The organism is Bacillus sp. CH30_1T (assembly GCF_008364765.1).
GTDB lineage: Bacteria > Bacillota > Bacilli > Bacillales > Bacillaceae_B > Rossellomorea.
Genome location: NZ_VTUY01000002.1, coordinates 70,747 through 91,678 on the forward strand (window position 1 = coordinate 70,747; position 20,932 = coordinate 91,678).

The window sequence follows — 20,932 nt, forward strand, 5'->3', positions numbered from 1 at the left end:
AGGGACTGGTACATTGTCCCAACTCACCTATTTGTTTGGCAAGAAACAAGGGACCTGTCACCATGTACCACATATCCCTCCCTCAATTCTGAAAGATTCCTTCCATTAAAACCACCTTCTTGCCGAGGTTGTTAAGCCATACACAATTAAATTGGGTCTAACTAGAATGGCGCCCGCTGCTAACCAATCCCATATACCACTTGCTGCTACACGTGATGGATCATATCGGACATTCGGATGGTCAACCCATTCTAAAAATCCATAGATCGACAGAAGCAGCAAGCAGCTTCCTAACGATACCAATAGATGTGTTTTTAATCCTGCGGTCTTATTGGAATATTCTCTTTCCCATCCGATGATGTATCCAAGAAGAGCAGATATTCCAAGACGCTTTTCAAAAAGAAAATCGTACGAATTCAATTGAGTATCAATGAAATCCATAACCTTCACACTGATCCCTTAGTCTTTATTTTTATAGAGGTTTCCTTCGTTTGAGAAATAAATCGGATTGCTTAACGCTGCCATTAACCTTCTTTTCACTTGTGGAAAATAACGCCATACTTCCACACGATAAAAAGTACGATTATCTATAGCCCACGAAAGTTCCAATGTATCCAATCCCTCTTCCACCATGACTTGTTGTTCGTTACCTTCGTTTGATATTACTTTGACAATGTCACTAAATTGGACATCATTCACTTTCAGCACTACTTGATCATCCTTTTCTTCACATAGTTCACCTACCATACGGTCTCCGCAAGTCAGGTTAATAAACGGCCCTTGTGGCGAATAGCTTAGGACCACATGCCCTTTATTAATTGATTTAAGTATTTCAGTACTTGTTAGGGACTTACTATACACCCAGTTAGCAGGCATCCCATGCTTCACGTAAGGATCCGGTCGATGTGTATCACTGCCGCCAACCGCAACTAGCCTTCTCCCTGACACAAGTTGTTCATGCCACCAATCAACTGCATTCTGATTTTCCTCTCTCCACGGTCCGTTCCAAACTTCTACCCAATCGTAATCAAAATCCCAATCCCACCTCCAGCCGGTATTGCGACAATATGGATGATTAAACGAAATATAGGCACCCTGATCACGAGCTTCTTTTAACCGACTATGCAATTCATCCATTGTTGATACACGAAAATCCTTAACAGGATCCTCTGCACCGAATAAATTTAGATGTCCTTTATTTGTTGTAAGCTCCATCCCAGGGATAAACAAGGTGTTTGTGTCACGTGGAAACGCTTCATTTTGACTTGCTGCGTTATGATCGGTTAAGCCTATGAAATCAAGCCCCATTTTTTCAGCAAATCCTGCGTTTTCCTCCAGCGTAAAAATGCCATCACTGTGAACACTATGAACGTGGAGATCTCCTATTAACCAGCGTTCTTGTTCCAATGTATATTCAATGGTTACATTTACTGTACAACCTGGTTTAGCAACTTTATAGCTTCCAAGCAGAACAGCCCATTCCCCGGCTTCGATGGCGCCATGCAAATATCCGGGTGTCGCCTTTGCCTGATGTATGTAGAATTCTTTTCTGGCCCCCCCGCTCCAGCCGCGAACACGATTTTGATCACGGACACCTAAATCAATAATGCTTGATGCTACACCATCATTTGACACTTCCATTACTACCTTAATTTGTTCCACTCCTTCTGGAACGGAGAAAGGAACTTCAATATATAATCCCTCTTCATCATGTGAAATAAATCTTTGCACTGTTTCAGTATTGGATTTCTCTCGAACAATTCCCATTTTTCATCCCTCCACTTGCTATTCTTTTGATGAACCAAGCATAATACCTTTCACAAAATACTTTTGTACATATGGATAAATCACCAGCAACGGAATGAGAGCAATGATGATCCCTGCCATCCTGACATTTGCTGTTATAAAGTCACTGCTCGATGTTGAATCAGACGTAAAAATGATAGAACGAAGTGCAAGCTGGAGTGTATATTTTTGATCATCGTTTATATACAAGAGTGCCGAAGTAAAGTGATTCCACCTGCTTACAAATTCGAATAATGTGACCGTCGCAAGACCTGGTTTTGCTAACGGTAAAAATACCCGAAAGAATATTCGCAAATCTCCAGCCCCATCCATTCTTGCAGATTCAGCCAAATCATGCGATACGGTAGAGAAATAGTTTCTCATTAAGAGAACGCTAAATCCTGAAACTAAACCGTGTATGACAAGAGAAGAAAGTGTATTTAATAACCCAAGCTCCTTGTTCACCACGTATAAAGGAATCATGATGGCCTCTCCAGGAATCATCATCGTTAACATGATAAGAGTTATCATAAGTTTCTTACCAGGTAACCCTCTTTGGACTAGTACATAGCCAGCCATCGCAGATAAAAAGACGTGAAGGATAGTACCTACCACCGTTACAATAACATTATTATAAAACGGCCTCCAAAGTTCCATTTTATTCCAAATGGTAACGTATCCCTCGAAGCTGATTTCCGTAGGGAATAGTTTAATCCCTGGTTTCATCGATTCGATATTTGAAGACAATGAAACGGTAAGGGCATTCAGTAAAGGTACAATCATCGTAAGTATTAATAGTAATAGAAAAAGAGTATTCAGGCTGTAAAAAAGTCTTCTCTTCAAACTCCACTGACTCCATCCCTTCATGTTCTATACCTCCTCATCAAAACGCAACATTTTTCTCGCAACAAGGGTAAGAATGAGCGTAAATAAAATAACGATAAATGAGGCTGCCGTCGCAACTCCCATTTGAAATTGGAGTATTCCCTTTTCATACGTATAAGTCATTAAGACGTCAACTTGCCTGATAATTGCTGGGTTTCGCATAACAAAAATTTGATCAAATATTTTTAAAACACCTAATATATTTAATAAAAATACAACCTTCATTGTTGGATATAATTGCGGGATCATGATATGTCTTATTTCTTGCCAACGGGTTGCACCATCTATTTTCGCTGCTTCATATAATGTAGGGCTTATCCCAACAATGGCCGCTAAGTAAAGGATGCAAATATACCCCATATCCTTCCAAATGGCAGTAAGGACCATTAAAGGGCGTGCATATTCATCTTGTGTAAAGAAATGGATCGGTTTCCCACCAAATGCTTTAATGATTTCATTTACCAGTCCTCCATCGGGAGATAAGATGTAAATCCATATCCCACCAACGACAACCCATGAAAATAAATGTGGGATATAGATAACCATTTGTGTAAACTTTTTAAAGGCTGTCCGAACAACCTCATTAAGTGATATAGCTACAATGATAGGAAAGAAAAATCCGACAATTAATATTCCCCCGCCAATTAATAACGTGTTAACTAAGACACGCCAAAATATCGGATCATGTATAACCGTCATATAATTTTCAAAACCGACAAATGGTTTATCCCCTATTATTCTAAATTCCTGGAAGCTAATCACTAACCCCCTTATCAATGGGTAATAAGCAAATAGAATAAAATAGGCGAAAATAGGGATCATCATTAGGTACAGCCAAGTGTGTCGTTTAAGAGCATTCATTCATATCATCACCTTTTATAATCTCGGATACTAGGAGTTTTTAAAAAAACAAAAGGTTTACGGAGTTGGTATATTTAGGTTCCTACCATCCATATTTTAAAAAGAAGGTGGGCTTTCGCACCACCCTGTACGGAGCAACTTCGAATTATTTATCGATTAAACCTGCATCCATTAGTTCCTTATGCATCTTCTCTACTGCTTCTTTTGCTGGCATTTCACCCGTCATTGCTTTAAATGCATAGTTTTGAATGATTTTCTCTGCTTGTGGCCAATCTGCTGTGGAAACTTCCAGAGAAGAGTTTGCAAGAATGAGTTCTTGTGCATCTTCAACACCTGGCAGTAAACCGAATGGATTTTCAAAGTTTGTGTTGTTCGGAATCGGAGAACCATGGTCCATGCTATGTTCCTTTCCAACATCCGTTAACTCATATTTCCCATCAGTTAAAGTGTAATCGTGGTCTAAAATTCCCAGAGTCGATAAAATGTTCCCTTCTTCAGAGTGCCAGAATTCAAGGAATTCCATTGCAACATCAGGATGTTCAGCATTTACAGGTATTGCCCATACACTTGGATCACCACGGCGAAGCATGATTTTACCATCTTTACCTTCAGCGCCAGTAATACCTTTTGCCTCGAAAGTCGTATTTGGATCTTCAGTTTGGCGAATGTTGTTAAATAATCCAACCCATGCGTCCCAATATGTAACCACCCCTACACGGTCGGTTAAAAATAGTTCACGCATTTTCCCTGAATCATTTGTTGCAAAGTTTGGATCCAGTAATCCCTCTTCATAAAGGTTTGCAAACCATTCAAAAACTGGAACGGCAGCATCTGTTGAGATTGGTATTGTACGGTTACCGTCTTCATCAATGACATATCGATATTTAACCCCTGCAGCACTTAAGAATCCTTGGATATCATATAAACCAGCTGTTGAAAGACCATACGTATCATCTTTTCCGTTTCCATCTGGATCTTGCTCTTTGAATGCTTTAAACACGTTGTAATAATCATCAAGTGTTTTGGGAGCTTCAAGATTTAATTTTTCCATCCAATCCTGTCGGACAATTGGTAATGTTCCACCTTCAAATTTATTAAACACACCGTAGATTTTACCTTCATCATACGTAATCAGTTCCCATTCATCTGTCGGAATGACTGTTGAATCAGCTAATACCTTAGAAGTATCAATTTTGTCATTTAACTCTGTTAACACACCTTGGTCAACTAGAATATCCATCTGGTTTTTTGTAAGTAGTAGAAGATCGAATTTTTCACCTGAAGAAATAGAAGCCATTAATTTTTGACTATAGTCAGCTGGAGGCTTAACTAAATCCACCTTAATGCCTGTTAATCTTTCAATTTCTTTTATAAACAGATCATTTTCTTCCGGTGTTTTTCCACCGACCACACTTGATAAGATACGAAGTGTCTTTTCTTCTTTATCATCTTTTTTATCCGTTGATGTTTCATTTGAGGAACAAGCACTGATGAATAAACTAATAATAACCATAAATAAAACCAGTAGCTTCAAGCTTTTTTTCTGCTTCATTGCATTTCCTCCCTTTTTTCAATACTATTCCCAGTCACAAATTTGCAACTGTAAAGGTTGTAACTATTTAACATACATCCCCCCTTTCAAATAACATAATCAAACGTTTATTCATGTTTTGTGATGTGTGCACATGAATCCCTTACATAAAGTTTTGCAGGTATCTTTTTTTGCCTTGGGGACAGCTGTTCCTGTAACACATTAATTAACATTTCAGCTGCTTCCTCCCCTAATTTTTCTGGGAACAATTCAACACTTGTTAACTTAGGTGTCGTCTCCAGAGCAATTGTTTCATTATTGCTTAGTGCAACCAATGATAGTTTCTTGGGTATTTCAATTCCCCGTTCCCTTGCTCCCCGGAGTACACCTAATGCTACCCGATCAGTATCAGCGATGATCGCTGTATAATTTTTTTTGTTATATGTTTCTAGCAAACTATAATATCCATAATCTGATTCATTTTTATATTTGTTCTGATCGTTATACATTACATTCGCTTCATTAAACGGTACATCATAATTTTCATATGCTTGTTTCAAACCTTCTTCACGATCCTCAGCAACAGTCATTCCTAACGTTGCATTTAAGAAAAGAATTTCCATATGACCCTTTTGTAATAAAAATTCACCTACATCCTTGACAATTTCTACATTATTATTATCAACATACTTTGTATCTACATCATTTTTATTTGGCCTTCCAATTAATACACACGGCAGATTTAGCTCTTTGTATCGGATAATTCTTTGGTCTTCATTCTTTGGATTCATTAATATAACTCCATCTACTGGATCACGCGAATACAAGCCTTCATCCAATCCATTCACTCGATCCAAAAGAACTTTATACCCGCATTCTGTACATTTCCTGACTACTCCATTAATCACATTCATATCAAAACTACTTAACTTAAAATCGACAGTGGGCATTTTCAATCCAATGATCATTGTTTTCTTAATTGCAAGACTCCTAGCTACATAATTCGGAACATAATGAAGTTCCTTCGCTATATTGAGAACACGTTCTGTTACTTCAGCGCTTATCGGTCTTTTTTTACTAAACACACTAGAAACAGTCCCTTTTGAAACTCCTGCTTTTTTTGCAACATCATCAATCGTTACCATTTTTTCTCACCCTTGCTTCCTTGTAAGTAAACCGGTTTAATAATAATTAAAAAAATTATCTTTTTTCCGCAAACAAATGGTATAAAGATCCCTTTAAACTCTCAATTAAATTGTACGCCTCACTTGTTCATTTCTGTTGTATTTCTACCAAGCTACTCTTTACTTATTCAATGATTCAAGGATATCTTACCGGTTGATTCAGTAAATAGAAACGCCTACAAAGTAAAACATTGTAAGCTACATGTAAATAAAACATCATTAAACCGGTTTAATACATGAATACGCTTACATTATATTGAATATTCATAAAAAAATCAATATTCAGAATATATTTTCCGTAGAGTAATACATCATGTTATGACCAACCAACTTCCATTCAAACCTTTTTTATAGTAAAAACGTATCTTTGAAGATGATAGTCCCATAGAAGTTACAGGTACCTAAGAATGGGAATAGGGTTTGGCTTGGCTGTTAGTTAAAAAGGTTTTGAGAGAAGTCCTTTACCAAAACCTTTCTATATTACCTACTGCTGTCCTTTGTGGACCCTTCATCCTTCTCAAGGATCTCATTATTAAAGAATAGTAGATAAAGCTTCAGCATAATAAGCCATCACCAGGAATGGAAGGTTGCACCTCCTCAAAATGAAAAATGGGGACGAGAAATTGACCTTCTTGTCCCTAAAGCAGTTTATTTTATTTTTTTTAATAACTCAAAAGCTTCTTCCTTTGTCCTAACTTCTATGTTTTAGGCTGAAACCAATCCGATTGCTCCTGCCAATCCAGCATTATCACCCAGATTCGGGGGAACAATATACTCTTCTATTCTCTCCATTATTTGTTCATGTTGAATATAATCTCCCATGATCGATTGTACATGAGTATGTATGAGTGGAAACAGCTGTTTCTGCTTCATTACCCCTCCTCCAAGAATGATCCGTTTTGGAGATAATATGAGAATATATTGAGTGATCGCTTGTGCAAGGTAGTAAGCTTCCATCTCCCATACCTTCTTCTCATTACTTAATTCATATGCTTTCTTCCCCCATCGTTTCTCAATGGCAGGACCAGCTGCAAGTCCTTCAAGGCAATCACCATGGTACGAACAGTTTCCTTGATAGTGGTCTTCTACGTGTCGCCGGACAAGGATATGCCCCATTTCAGGATGAGTCAAACCGTGGACAAGTTTACCTTCCACCAATGCCCCTACACCAATCCCCGTTCCAACAGTGATATAAATACAACTATCGAGTCCTTTCGCAGCTCCCCAAAGACTTTCCCCCAGAGCAGCAGCATTTACATCCGTGTCAAATCCAATCGGGATAGAAAAGTGTTTCTTGAGTTCGCCAATCAGATTCACATGATTCCAGTGCCTTTTCGGTGTGCTGGTTATGTAGCCGTAGGTAGAGCTCGAACGATCAAGATCAACCGGTCCGAAAGAACCTACACCTAATGCGCTAATCTTCTTATTCTGAAAAAAGGAATGGACATGCTCCAACGTTTCATCAGGAGTAGTCGTTGGAATTGTTACACGTTCGAATATATTTCCATCCTTGTCACCTACCCCACAAACAAACTTGGTTCCTCCTGCTTCAATTGCTCCAATCATCCTTTGTTGCTCCTTTCCATCACTTTCCAAAGTTCTAGTTATACTGACTTCTTTCCGAAAACCCTTACAATTACTATAATCGAATTCTCAACGTATAGAAAGCTTGTCTTTCTAGCCCGTCAGGTTTCATAACAGTAATTCTTTGATGGATACTCTTCATATAATCCTGTAGCTTGCAACCCTAAAAGCTAACTTTCTTTAAGCATCTAATAATTCCTACAGTCCTCTTCCCCCGCCGACTCTAAAACACCTCTTTTAGCAAATATTGTTGCTATCTTAAGGAAGAAAGTAGTAGTTGATTTCCGCTCCAGGTGCTCGCTTTCCGCGGGGCGTGAGTTGAGCCTCCTCGGGCTTTGCCCTGTGGGGTCTCAACTTCTAGCTCCGGCGGCTAGCCCCTCGAGGTCATAAGTTAAATGGTCCAAGAAGGCAAAAAACGCCTTCCCGGCCCATTTAGCTTATGCTTGTCGGGGCTGGGCGAGCCGCCTCCGCTTTTCGTACTTTCCCGCTATTCCCGCAGGAGTCGAGCACCTTCCTCTCCAATCAACTTTCTGAGCATGTTTCTTTTTAAAAAGATAAATATTAGCAAACAACATTTTTTAAAGAGTGTTTTTTGACACCTTTTAGATCTGTCACGAAAGATCTCTTAAAGATGGTGAGAAAAAACTGCGTAGACTCCGGCGGATTTTGGTCGTGCCGAGACCCCGTTCGACTAAGCTGAAGAGGCTTGGCCGAACGCTAGCTGCAAGGAGCAGTTCCCCTCGCCATCCAGCACACACTGATTGACAAAGCCTCGTCAGAGCTTATGTTTAAAAACAACAATCTTTGCGAAAAGAGCCAACAGTAAAAAAAAGAAACTCAACTTTTACAATAAAGTTGAGTTTCTTTCATTCTATCACCTATTCGATCATTTCTAATAATTTATAAGCTTTCTCTTTGGTTTCAGCATTCAACAACTGATTCCGATAGTCTTCGTCCATCAGCTGTCGGGAAAGCAACTGCAAGATTTTCAGATGCTCATTTCCTTCACTTTCTTTCGGCACGGCAATCATGAAAATCAACTTGGCATCCGATCCATCCAGACTCTTCCAATCCACACCGTCTTTCTTGATTCCAAACACAACACTTGGTTTTGTAACGGCAGTGGACTTCCCATGAGGAATGGCAATATTCATACCGATCCCCGTGGTACTTTCTTCTTCCCGGTCTATGATGGCCTGTCTAAAATCGATGGGTGAAGTGATCGTTCCCGCTCTATCTAATTTTTGAATCATTTCATCAATAACATCGTCACGTGTAGAACCTTTCAAGTCAACATCAATCAGCTCTAAATTGGTTATATCCGTTAGCTTGTTGATTTCAATTGACTCCATTTGAGGTTGCTCTTCAGCAATTTCTGCTGAGTTTGTAATTTCACCCTCTGCTACCGCCTCTTCATCCGTAACAACATCCTTCTTTAAAAGGTTGACCACTAACGCGGTGACAACGGCACCAGCAATAACAGCAACAAAGAACATCAATACGTTATCCACCGCACCAAGGACAGCAACAATCGGACCACCATGGGCCACTCGGTCTCCTACATGACCAAGCATCGCAATGACGGATCCTGTCATAGAACCAACCATGATACTTGGAATGACACGGAGTGGGTCTTGTGCCGCAAATGGAATTGCTCCTTCTGTAATACCGAATAAGCCCATTGTAAATGCTGCTTTCCCTGTTTCTCTTTCAGAAGCCTGGAATTTCTTTTTGCCGATGAAAGTGGCCAGTCCCATCCCAATTGGCGGGATACAAATGGCTACGGCTATCGGTCCCATAATTTCATAGTTTCCTTCTGCAATCATGGCAGAACCGAAGAGGAAGGCAACCTTGTTCACCGGTCCTCCCATATCGAAGGAGATCATGGCGCCAAGTATGAGGGCAAGTAAGATAGAGCTTGTCCCTTGCATTCCTGCCAGCCAGCCTGTTAGTACTTCAAATGTTTGAGCGACTGGTGCACCAATTATAAATACAAATGCCAGTCCGACAATTAAGGATGCCAACACCGGTATAATGATAATCGGCATGATTGGTTGAATGGCTTTAGGTACTTTAATCTTTTTAATATAAAGGGCAACGTATCCAGCCAGGAAACCAGCTATGATACCACCGATGAACCCTGCACCGGCTTCACTTCCATAGAAACTTCCATTCGCTGCAATATACCCACCGACGATACCCGGTGCAAGTCCAGGTCTGTCTGCAATACTATACGCGATGAACCCTGCCAGGATCGGGACCATGAATGTGAATGATGCTCCGCCGATCGCTTCAATGCTCTTCCAGAATGAATCCTCTGGTATGACGAGACCACCCGGCGTTTTCACTCCACCCATCGTCAAGGCAACGGCAATCAATAATCCACCAATCACAATGAACGGGATCATATACGATACGCCATTCATTAGGTGGCGGTAGATTGGGTTTTCTTTCTTCTCCGCCTGTTTCTTTTCTCCGGAAGTAGAGTGATAGACAGGTACATCGCCACTCATTACTTTCTTAAGCAACTGCTCCGGTTTACGAATGCCATCCTGCACTCCGGCTACTAATACTTTCTTTCCATTGAACCGCTCTTTGTTTACGGTTTTATCAGCAGCAATGATAATACCGTCTGCTTCTTGTATATCCTTTTCAGTGAACTCATTTTCTACCCCGATGGAACCCTGGGTCTCTACTTTCAATTGGACCCCCAACTGTTTCGCTGCTTTTTCCAGATTTTCAGCAGCCATATAAGTATGGGCAATACCATTAGGACAAGATGTAATGGCTAGTAGTTTCATCTCTCATTCTCCTTTTTCGTAATCGCTTACAATCACTATACAATGAAAAGCCGAAACAAAAAGACCATTCTTTTACCGGAGCTCCGGTAAAAAGCCAAAAATAAGAAGCAAAGCCATTTCGCTTTACTTCATTCATTCTTGAACACAGATAGAAAGTTCATGATATCCTGCTGCACAATCAACGATTGAATCTTCTTGGGATCTTCACTCAAAGAGGAGATTTCGCTAAATAGTTGTTTCACTTCTTTCTGCTCTTCATTTTTCACTGCCAACAGAAAGACTAATGATACTTTTTCTACTCCCCATTCTATAGGTTCCTTTAAGGTCGCAATACCAATTGACGATTGCTTGATCAAGTCCGGGTGTCCATGTGGTATGGCTATCCCTGCCCCGATGGCGGTAGCTGACATTCTCTCCCTTATCATGGTGCTTTCGATATATTCTTTTTCGACGTAGCCTTTTGAATAGAGAGAGGCAGCGAGCTTCTTTATGACCTCATATTTGTTTGTTTCTTCCTGTTGAAGAAACACCAAAAATGGATTGGTATATTTTAATAAGATAGATTCCTCAGGTGATCGTTTTAGGGAGCGTTTATCCTGCTTTAGCCACTGCTCCAGACGTTCTTCATCACTATTTTCCAACAGAGGTGACACGACGATATGAGGGACGTTGATTTCCGGCAAAGAAATGGTGCTGATCACCAAGTCCACTTCTTGCTTACAGAGGAAATCCTGTAATTCAGACTTAGCAATACTTCCTAAAACGTTTACAGAATAGAATTTCCGTTCAATTTTCGTACGCAATAATTGAGACATACCGATACCCATATGACAAACCAGTACAACTTTTGTTGTGGTTAGATGTTGATTTTTGATTCTCTCAAGTGAAGATTGAAAGTGTAAGGTTAAATAAGCTGCTTCTTCTTCAGGAATATCAAGAGCTAATGATTGATTAATATCCACTAACGAAAGCATCATTTGATCAAACATATAAGGATACATTTTCTTGATTTCATGTAACATGACATTCGAGACAGGCAGTCCATGTTCCAAACGATTAAGTGTTGAATGCAAATGGACGTTTAATCCTTCCCATAATTCCCGGTCATTAGTAAAATCGATGTTCGTAGATTGGGATACCCGATCCACTAGCATACTCATCACCTTTAAGAGAATAGGATTGTCATCTTGAAAGCTTTGGTTTAAGGTGTCCTTCTGAGATCGATATTTCCCGCCAAGGAAATGAAGGGTCAGGTAAGCCTTTTCTTTATCTGGAAAATGAATGGAGAAGAAAGGTTCAAGCTTCTCTAAGAAATCAACAGCCCAACGATACTCGGTTTTCTTTTGTAAAAAAAGACGTTCTTCCTCTGATATAGAAATGATTTGTCCCAGTTTGGTCCTCTTGATCATAAGAAGAGTATGAAGGACAATCCGTTCAAAGCTTTCGTCGGTAAAACGCAGAGCATATTTCCGCTGCACTTCTTTCAGCTCCGTATTTACAACCTTGAATTCTGTAGAAGAAAATTGATCCTTCATGAAATCATGAATAAGCGCTGGATGATTGACCATTTCCGATAAACGGGACAAGGCTGAGCGCTTATTCTTTTCTGTGCCTTCTAATGTTAAGCCTACCTTTTGCCTGGTACCTAACTTAATATCAAAACGCTTTAACCATGTTTCAATTTTTTCTATATCTCTTTTTATAATGGCCTTACTCACGTAAAACCGGCTCATAAAGTCCTGAGATGTGACCGGAGTAGTATCCATTAGTAGATGATAGGCTATTTGAATAACCCTTCTTTCGTCATCCTGGTCACTCGATGTCGAATCAGTGGAATGGAGGAGACCGAACAGCTTTTTTTCATCCTCTTCGTTTACTTCCAAACAGACACCCAGTCCAGGTTTTCGAATTAGTTCAGCAGAAGAAATACCTTCTAAAAAATGTTGGATCGCTTTCAAATCGTTTCGTACCGTCTTTTCAGAGCACTGTACTTGGTCGGTAATATTCCTTACTAATATATAATGATTGGATTCACCTATAAGCATACGCAAGATTTCGTTTTGTCTCTCATTCATGATTTCACCTTCTTTATGTTAGAAACAACTGGCCATTTGTCTATTTTATGATACTTTTTGCATATTGAAATGTAAACCAGGGACGGACCTCACCAAGCACCTTCTAAAATCACCTTCCATAAGGTAAAATAATGACATGATCAAGAACGAACAAGGAGGATTTTGATTGATCACAATCAAGGAAGTGGCCAGGAGAGCTCAAGTATCGAGTGCAACAGTATCCAGAATGTTGAACAATTCCGGGTATGTAAGTGAAGAGGCACGAGATCGAATTCTGAAAGTAATAGAAGAAACAGGATATGTTCCAAGTGAGAATGCGAAATCGCTTCGGACGAAAAAAACGAAGGTGATTGGTGTCATCCTGCCGAAGCTCGGTTCAGAAACGACGAGCCGGATGGTGAGAATAGTGAGATAAAGATTTTTCGACAGCTTGGCATGATTTTCTTAAATCTCGCATGATTAACTGGATTCAGGACGTAATCTTCCGAAAAGAGGCACGATTTTTTTATTTCCCGCTCGATCTTAGCTAATTCTCGCATAATTCTTATAAAATAAGAGATTTATAGAGTCCAAGGTTACCGTTATGATGGGCTTATAACCTAAATAAAGAAAAATGCGACCTAAAATATGAAAAAAGACGAGGCAAACACCCCGTCTCACTCAATTCTTCAACAATCGCACAACCTGCTCAACCGTCACCCGGATCTGCTCACTCGTCACCTCACTCTTTAACGCTTCCTTCAGCGACCGGCACTCCGTCTGAATCGAAAATACAGCATCAAGATACTGATTCACCACTGCCAAATCCGTATCAATCCGACCCGCGATCCCGATTACTTTCTTACTGTGCTTCTTCGCCAGTTTCGCAACCCCAACCGGCACTTTCCCCATCAGTGATTGCTGATCCAAGCTTCCTTCTCCGGTGAAGATGATGTCTGCTTTCTTCACTTTCTCTTCTAACTTGGTAAGTTCAATAATCGTATCCACCCCCGATTGAAGAACCCCGTTCAAAGCCGCCACAATACTTCCACCAAGCCCTCCGGCAGCTCCCGATCCAGGGACATCTTGGACGTCGATCCCATACACTTCACTAAATAGGGAAGAGAGCCTCACCAAACCGGCGTCAAGTTCTACTATCCCCTCAGTAGTTGCGCCCTTCTGTCTGCCAAAAATATGGGCAGCACCCATCCTTCCGTAAAAAGGATTCGTGACATCGCTCGCAATCGTGAACGAGCATTTCTCCAGTTCGGGTAACCGCTCATGATCAGAAAAGGAAGCTGCCCTAAGCAATGGATTCCCTTCTATCCCAAGCTCTACTCCGTCCTCATCATAAAATGTCCATCCCAAAGCCTGCAACATCCCGACTCCCCCGTCGTTCGTAGCACTCCCTCCAAGGGAAATGACAATGTTGCGATATCCGTTCATGACGGCATCCTTTATCTGTTCACCCAAACCATAGGTATTCGCCTTCATCGGATTCCGTTTCTCAAATGGTACAAGGGGAAGTCCGCTGCTGCGGGCACTCTCAATAAACGCAGTGTCACCATAAAGAACAACATAACGTGCAAGGACAGGGTTCATTAACGGATCATTGACCGGGACTTCCTTCTCTTCTCCATCCAGACATGAGAGCAGGGCATCCAGGGTTCCCTCTCCACCATCTGCCATGGGAGAGTTCTCAACATGAGCTGATGGCATAACAGAAAGGATCCCCTTACGAGCCGCTTCTCCCACTTCAAAAGCTGATAATGAATCCTTATAGGAATCAGAAGCTATTAAAAAATTCATATCACACACGCTCCTATGAAAAGGTGCCAGAAGCCTGTAAAAGCGACTGGCACCTATATTGATCTATTGTTTTACCCACATGAATTCATACGGATTTAATTCAACTTCTCCACTTACTTCTTTCCCGCTCTGTAAATCGAAGCCTGGGTGAGGAAGTGTTACAACTACGGGAGCAGCATCCAGATTGACTATAAATATGATGCTCTCTCCTGTTTCCTGATTAAAACGCTTCAGTCCGAATAGATTGGCCCCCAGTTCCAGCACTTCCTGCCCTGCATACGGAGAAAAAGCCGATTCCTTCTGACGGATCGAAATCATTTCCTGTAAGCCTTCAAAGATCCCTTTACGACGGGAGTTTGTCTCTAACTCCTCAAGGATGCTTGAAAGCTCCAGCTTCTCGCGATTGATCCTGCGATTGATGCCTGACGTTTCAACCCCGGATTCATCATTGTGAGAACCCAGTAAGGAATGATAATAAATGGCCGGAACTCCCACAAACGATAACAGGATCGAATGTGCGGCAAGCATCTTCTTTACTTCCAGCTCTTCTGTCGTATCCTCGCCTCGGTTGACCAATGCTGCTGAATAGTTGATGTTCAACTCATATACAGACTGGCTTCCGTCACTATTGGCTTTGTATGAAACACGCCCGCCGTTCACGGTCACTTTGTCCACGAGCAGTTGCTTCTCCTCATTAGTCAGAATTCCCTCAGTCGGACGCATCCCGATTCCGTCATGACTGGCAAGAAAGTTGAAATAAGTCGCAGTATCTGATACGGTATCAATCGTTTTCGCCCATTCCGTCAGCTTTTCACCATTGTGAGTTGTCAATGAGAACAGCACCAACGGAGGCAGGGAGAATTGATAAACCATATTGGCTTCATCGGTTCCATCACCGAAATAGCTGATATTTTCTTGATGTGGGACATTCGTTTCCGTAATGATTTGTGTATTCGGCTTAAAGAAGTCCATGACTTCTCTCCACAGCTTGATGATTTCATGTGCCTGGGACAAATGGATGGAGGTTGTACCTGATTCCTTCCAAATGAAACCGATGGCATCCAATCGGATACTTGTCCCGCCCTTACTTGCATACTCAAGTAAAATATCCGTCGTTTCCTCCAATACCGGGAAGTGGCGGAAATTCAAATCGACCTGATCTTCACTAAACGTCGTCCAGGCCGTTTTCACGCCGTCCTGTCCTTCGTATTCATGATACAAAGGCGATGTGCGGGGACGAACCACTTCACTTGCATCAAAAGAGGGATCCTTTGGAACAAAGTATTCCTTGTATCTCTCTTCACCATTGATATAACCTTGAAACCACGCACTGGATTTCGAAATATGATTGGCAACAAAATCAAACATTAAGCGATAATCCTGAGCCAGCTCTTCAATGTTCGACCAATTCCCGAGCTTCGGGTCCACTTGACGATAGTCCACGACGGAGAAACCATCATCGGATGTATAAGGAAACATCGGCAGCAAGTGAACGTCCGTAATCGAACCCTTCACCTTTTCATTTAAGAAGGTGCGAAGAGAGGCAAGTGTGGGTTTGCCCTCTTCGTAAATGCTGTCACCATACGTGATCAGATAAACGTTTTCTTCAGACACAGGCGCTGCGCTTTCCCAGGGATGACGACTCCATTTATCCACGAGCTCTGTAAAAGAAGTCAGGAACTCCTCTTTGAAATCTTCCCCATAGATCGTTCTTAATCTTTCTTCCACATTTCTTACTAATTCTTGCTTTGTCATGACTTCACCTTCTTATGATAGTTTTAATGTGAGGTGGCTCTTCGGATTGACTCTCATCTCCGTGCCCGCATCTTCCTGGTATTCCTCCGCAAGATTTGTGATGGAAACCTTACTGAATTCATGATTTAATTTCACGGTTTGAACGGTTTCAGTCGGATTGAACAAGCGAATGACTATCGACTTGTCATCATAAGCGCGTTTGCAGCTGCTCATGACAATGGAAGAGTTGTCCATTTCAAATAGTGAAACAGCTTCCGCCATCTCCTTAATCGGATAAGGAATTTCAAAACGCTCCAGGCGTTCTTCAAAAGTATTTAAGCTTTGTTTCTGATAAGAAGCATGCCTGTCCACATATTGATTCGTTAGGTCAAACATCGCCACCGGCTCTGCATCCCCGACATAAATGCCGTATTCAAACACCATCTTCTGCTTCATCTGCGCGTCAGGGGTATAAACGACTTTATTGTTAATGCCCGATGCTCTTCCCGGACGCCACAACAGATCATCTTTCCCTAACAGACCAACGCTTCTAAATAAAGTAAGTGCGAGTTCACCTGAATCTTCAAGCACTTCATATTCCTTGATCCCTCTTGTAACGGCTGCAAAGGTATGGGATTCGGTCGATACCCCTGCAAAGTTTTCAAGTGAGTAAATCGGGACAGGTGCTTCTGCAAACCCTTTTTCTTTCCAATCCTTCATATACGGATTGTTCACATTCCGCTCAATCAGCCCGAACCCCTGATCGGCAAAGGAAGTCTGAGGTTTGTTCGTCCCTGTGTTCAATCGAACGCGTACACGGTGATCCTCAACAGAATTCTCGATCGTATGTTGAACCCGAACGAACTTTTCATTTTTTCGAAGCTCAAGAGTCGAGATGATCACCAACGCTTCACTGTTGATTTCCGACTGGCGGTCCTCCAGGTTTCCTGGTACAAGGGCCTCATGCTTCACTATGATTTTCTGTGATAGTCCACCTGCTTCTACAGAAAGCAGCTCTCCATTTTCCAACCATAGAGGCTGATCACCTTCTAAAGGAGAGAAGTCATAGGAATCTCCTGCATCACCAACGTTTTCAAATCGAAGCAGATTGGAAATTACTTTGCCCATACCTTTCTCAGTCAGGGTCAGATTACCATCCACGAATTCCACTTTTACGTGTTCATTTTCAATCGCCTGACTTCCGCTCTCTTCAAGCTTTTTCATTCCTTCGCTGAGTTCTTCAACGATATATGTCTTGTACCCGATTCCCGCAACATCTTTCAATTCTGCCAACACGACGGTACGATAATAACCCGGCACTTCTACCTGCTTCTCGCCTTCCGCTGTCACAACGATTCTTTTACCGCCGCTTATATATTCCTGGTCGATGGCTTCCATATCAACAGGCTCGCCGCTTTGATCCTTCACGTTGAATTGATTAGACTTTGTAAACAGGACAGCCTCCACAGTCCCGGAAAATACAGACGCATTCGTGTTAAAGAATACATAAATGGAGTCCTTGCCAAGTTTGTTGCTGATCGCTTCAGTCATTTGTTTCTTCAAGATATTCAGGAGTCCTTCTGCAATCCGGTTCACCTTTTCCAGTCGTTGAACGATATCACGATTGGTATCATCGGAGTTACACCCGCCGATACTGTCGTGGGCATGGACATCAAAGAGTTCCTTCCACATTCCGTCTAACCATGCCTGGGGATAACGAAGGCCCAAAGATTGACCAATGACGGCCAGTGGCTCCAGTACATTCAAAATCTTATGTTCAATTTCATAGTTTGCTTTTTTAATATCATAGCGCTGGGAACGAATCGTGTTATGAATGCGGGATTTCTGCGTCGCCGTCAGTTCACCTTCAATCACATTCGAAAAATCCGCCTCGTTCTCCCAGGCATCCTTCATGAAGGTCTCATAGTCGGAAAGGACAAACTCATAGTCCTCTGAGCTTTCATTCAGCCGCTTAATGGTTTCAGGGAAATGCTCACGCACAAGCACCTGATCCCCGCCTGCCGGGAGAAGGAGATGGTCACTATTCTGATTCATATCAGCCAGTTTCTCCAGAATCGGAAACAGTCTATCCTCTTTATATTCCTCTGAAGCTTCAAGGAATTTCCCCGGTCCATATCCGAAATAAATATTGTTGGCGTGCACTGTTTCACCGTCTGGGGATTTCCACTTGAAATTCAAATCACCTTTCAATTGGTCGGTGTAGATTCCGCGCTGAAGGACACTGTTATCGATACCGAATCCTTTGAAAATCGAAGGCAGATACTGATTCTGCCCGAAAATATCAGGCAGGTAACCACAATTCATACTGTGACCGAAGCTCTTTGAGATCTTCGTTCCATACAAAAGATTGCGTATGATGGATTCTTTATTCACCAAAAGGGAATCCGTCTGCGTATACCAAGGTCCGATAAATAGCTGCTTCTCTTCCACAAGCAGCTTCAATCGGTCCCTGTTTTCAGGACGGACCTTCAAATACTCCTCCACGATGCTTGCCTGAGCATCGAATACATAACCCGTATAGTCTTGATCTGTTTCAAGGACATCTAAGAGATGATCCAGGTTTTCTGCAAGTAATACATTTGAATCTTCTATTGTAAAATACCACTCACGATCCCAGTGGGAATGAGGTACGACATAAACGCGCTTTTTCATGGATGTTCCCTCCAAATAATAGGTAAAGGGTTCCGGGTCCATAAAGACCCAGCCCCCTTTTTTAGATTATTTTTCGTTCTTTTTCAAAAGTGCAAAGCGGATGAATATGTTTGCGAAGGCGATGAATAACGCCCCGACAGCTAGTCCGATCAGGTAAGCCCAAACATTTTCAACGAGCGGCCAGCCCCAGATAGCAGGGAGTGGATACCACTGAACTGCCCCAAGGACTACAGCTGTTACAGATCCTAAAATAGCTCCGATGATGTTGATCGGTATCGTGATCAGCGGGTTACGAAGCATAAATGGAATCGCTCCCTCACTGATGGCGATAAATCCAAGTAATAATGACGTATTCCCTGCCACTCGCAGGTTCGCATCGAACACACGGCGACCGACTACATATTTATCGATAACCGTCGCCAGTCCCAAACCGATCGGCGGGATAACGATGGCTAATACCCGGGCTGTTAACGGATAAATTTGATCAGCAGCAAGCCCGATGGCAATCGCTCCGGCTGCTTTGTTGATCGGTCCACCTAAGTCAAAGGCAGTGGCAGCTGCGATGATACTTGCGAGCACTACATTGCCTGCCCCTTGAGCTGCTGTGATCCACTCACTTAGAAGCGCATTTAATCCGCCGAAAACGGGATCAACAATGTAGAAATTCAGGAAGAAAATCGTTAACACAGAAATCGCAGGGATGATTAACATCGGTTTCATTGCAATTAAATTTTTATTTAACTTAATTTTTTCATTTAAGAATTTAGAGACATATCCGGCCGTTAATCCAAGGATTAGTGCCCCTAGGAAACCTGATGGAATTCCACCTTCGATTCCCCAGAACGTATAGTGAAGTCCTGCTGCAAACACCCCTCCAATAAACCCTGATACAAGTCCAACCCTGTCGGCTATTGAATAAGCCACGAAAGCCCCGAAAATTGGATACATAAACTTAAAGATCATACCGCCAAATTTATCGAGATGATGAAGGATCACCAACAGTTCATTTGAGTGAGTCGCATACTTAATATCATGAATTTGATCTACGAGTCCCAGTGGCATGGCAGAGAGTTTCGCAATCCCCATCATCAAACCGGCTGCGACAAGGACAGGAATCATATAAGAAATCCCGGTCATGACCGCCTGAGTGATCTCAGACAGAAGGCCTTGCTTATTACCTCCAGTAGAAACCTCTACTTCACTACTGTCCCCCGAAACGGTTCCATCGGGATTCGTCAACGCGCGATTAATGATTTCCTTGGCATGCTTCAATGGTTCCGCTACACGTGTTTGAACGTAAGGCTTCCCAGCGAAACGTTCCTTATTCTTAGGAGCAATATCGGTAGCGAAGACAACGGCATCCGCTTCTTTCAAAATCGCCCCCCGGTGCTCATCTTCAATCCCATTCGCACCCTGTTTCTCCGTTAGAACGCGGACACCCATTTCACGCCCTGCTTTTTCCAATGCCTCTGCAGACATATATGTGTGGGCGATACCCGCTGCACAGGCCGTGATGGCCAGTACCGTTTTGGTATATTCTTGAGGAGCCTCGACTGCTTCTTCCTTTTGGTCCAGTAATGTTAGAAACTCTGAAGGTGAAGAAGCTCTCATCAAGTTATCGATATAACCTCTGTCCATAAGTCTTGTACTCAGTTCAGAAAGGACACTTAAATGGGTTGAACCGGCTTCTGCATCCGGAATGGCAAGCAAGAACACGAGCTGGACTTTGTTCGTCGGATCAATGCTTTCCCATGTATCGATGCCGTTACGAAGTCTGGCGACGGCAAATTTCGCTGTCTTTACAGCTGAGCTTTTCCCATGGGGGATCGCAAGCCCTGCCTCTAATCCTGTAGGAGAGATCTGTTCCCTCTCCAGTACGGCTTGTAAAAAATCTTCCTTAGACGTTAAAACATCCTGTTTATATAACGCATCCACAAGCGTTTCAAGAATCTCTTGTTTTGAGTTTGATTCAATATCAAATATGACCAACTGTTCATCTGTCATGTTTCTTAATTCCATGAGGTTCACCTC

13 protein-coding genes and 1 pseudogene are annotated in these 20,932 nt (G+C 42.0%); 1 reads left to right on the forward strand and 13 read right to left on the reverse strand.

Annotated features, from left to right (window positions below):
- Window positions 1–105: 105 nt before the first annotated feature.
- The 9 genes from F0342_RS03550 to F0342_RS03590 all read right to left on the reverse strand — a co-directional run bounded on the left by F0342_RS03550 (window position 106) and on the right by F0342_RS03590 (window position 12,706).
- Window positions 106–441 carry an MgtC/SapB family protein gene (locus tag F0342_RS03550; protein ID WP_149154967.1) on the reverse strand — a complete coding sequence of 112 codons (336 nt, stop codon included), beginning with the start codon at window positions 439–441 and terminating at the stop codon, window positions 106–108.
- Window positions 442–459: 18 nt separating this feature from the next.
- Window positions 460–1,767, reverse strand: a complete 1,308-nt coding sequence (locus F0342_RS03555) for a CehA/McbA family metallohydrolase (RefSeq protein WP_149154664.1) — start codon at window positions 1,765–1,767, stop codon at window positions 460–462.
- An 18-nt stretch (window positions 1,768–1,785) separates the two neighbouring features.
- On the reverse strand, window positions 1,786–2,652 hold the full coding sequence (locus F0342_RS03560; RefSeq protein WP_149154665.1) for a carbohydrate ABC transporter permease: 867 nt from the start codon (window positions 2,650–2,652) through the stop codon (window positions 1,786–1,788).
- A gap of 3 nt (window positions 2,653–2,655) precedes the next feature.
- On the reverse strand, window positions 2,656–3,531 hold the full coding sequence (locus F0342_RS03565) for an ABC transporter permease subunit (protein ID WP_149154666.1): 876 nt from the start codon (window positions 3,529–3,531) through the stop codon (window positions 2,656–2,658).
- 145 nt (window positions 3,532–3,676) lie between these two features.
- A complete protein-coding gene (locus tag F0342_RS03570) occupies window positions 3,677–5,083 on the reverse strand; it encodes an extracellular solute-binding protein (protein WP_149154667.1) in 1,407 nt (468 codons plus the stop codon).
- A gap of 107 nt (window positions 5,084–5,190) precedes the next feature.
- On the reverse strand, window positions 5,191–6,207 hold the full coding sequence (locus F0342_RS03575) for a LacI family DNA-binding transcriptional regulator (RefSeq protein ID WP_149154668.1): 1,017 nt from the start codon (window positions 6,205–6,207) through the stop codon (window positions 5,191–5,193).
- A 744-nt stretch (window positions 6,208–6,951) separates the two neighbouring features.
- On the reverse strand, window positions 6,952–7,812 hold the full coding sequence (locus tag F0342_RS03580) for an ROK family protein (RefSeq protein ID WP_149154669.1): 861 nt from the start codon (window positions 7,810–7,812) through the stop codon (window positions 6,952–6,954).
- An 896-nt stretch (window positions 7,813–8,708) separates the two neighbouring features.
- Complete coding sequence (locus tag F0342_RS03585) at window positions 8,709–10,631, reverse strand: PTS fructose transporter subunit IIABC (protein WP_149154670.1); 1,923 nt, start codon at window positions 10,629–10,631, stop codon at window positions 8,709–8,711.
- A 128-nt stretch (window positions 10,632–10,759) separates the two neighbouring features.
- Window positions 10,760–12,706 carry a BglG family transcription antiterminator gene (locus F0342_RS03590; RefSeq protein WP_149154671.1) on the reverse strand — a complete coding sequence of 649 codons (1,947 nt, stop codon included), beginning with the start codon at window positions 12,704–12,706 and terminating at the stop codon, window positions 10,760–10,762.
- Window positions 12,707–12,872: 166 nt separating this feature from the next.
- Between F0342_RS03590 and F0342_RS03595 the strand changes: the two are divergent.
- A pseudogene (locus F0342_RS03595) lies at window positions 12,873–13,106 on the forward strand (LacI family DNA-binding transcriptional regulator); the annotation flags it as partial.
- Window positions 13,107–13,366: 260 nt separating this feature from the next.
- Here the strand turns inward: F0342_RS03595 and F0342_RS03600 are convergent.
- The 4 genes from F0342_RS03600 to F0342_RS03615 form a co-directional block, all read right to left on the reverse strand.
- Window positions 13,367–14,494: a glycerate kinase family protein gene (locus tag F0342_RS03600; protein ID WP_149154673.1), complete on the reverse strand. Its 1,128-nt coding sequence runs from the start codon at window positions 14,492–14,494 to the stop codon at window positions 13,367–13,369.
- Window positions 14,495–14,557: 63 nt separating this feature from the next.
- Window positions 14,558–16,249 (reverse strand): sugar phosphorylase, encoded by a 1,692-nt coding sequence (locus F0342_RS03605; protein ID WP_149154674.1) that lies wholly within the window; start codon window positions 16,247–16,249, stop codon window positions 14,558–14,560.
- A gap of 12 nt (window positions 16,250–16,261) precedes the next feature.
- Window positions 16,262–18,901, reverse strand: a complete 2,640-nt coding sequence (locus F0342_RS03610; RefSeq protein WP_149154675.1) for a glycoside hydrolase family 38 N-terminal domain-containing protein — start codon at window positions 18,899–18,901, stop codon at window positions 16,262–16,264.
- Window positions 18,902–18,967: 66 nt separating this feature from the next.
- A complete protein-coding gene (locus F0342_RS03615) occupies window positions 18,968–20,920 on the reverse strand; it encodes a fructose-specific PTS transporter subunit EIIC (protein ID WP_149154676.1) in 1,953 nt (650 codons plus the stop codon).
- Between the last annotated feature and the right edge of the window lie 12 nt (window positions 20,921–20,932).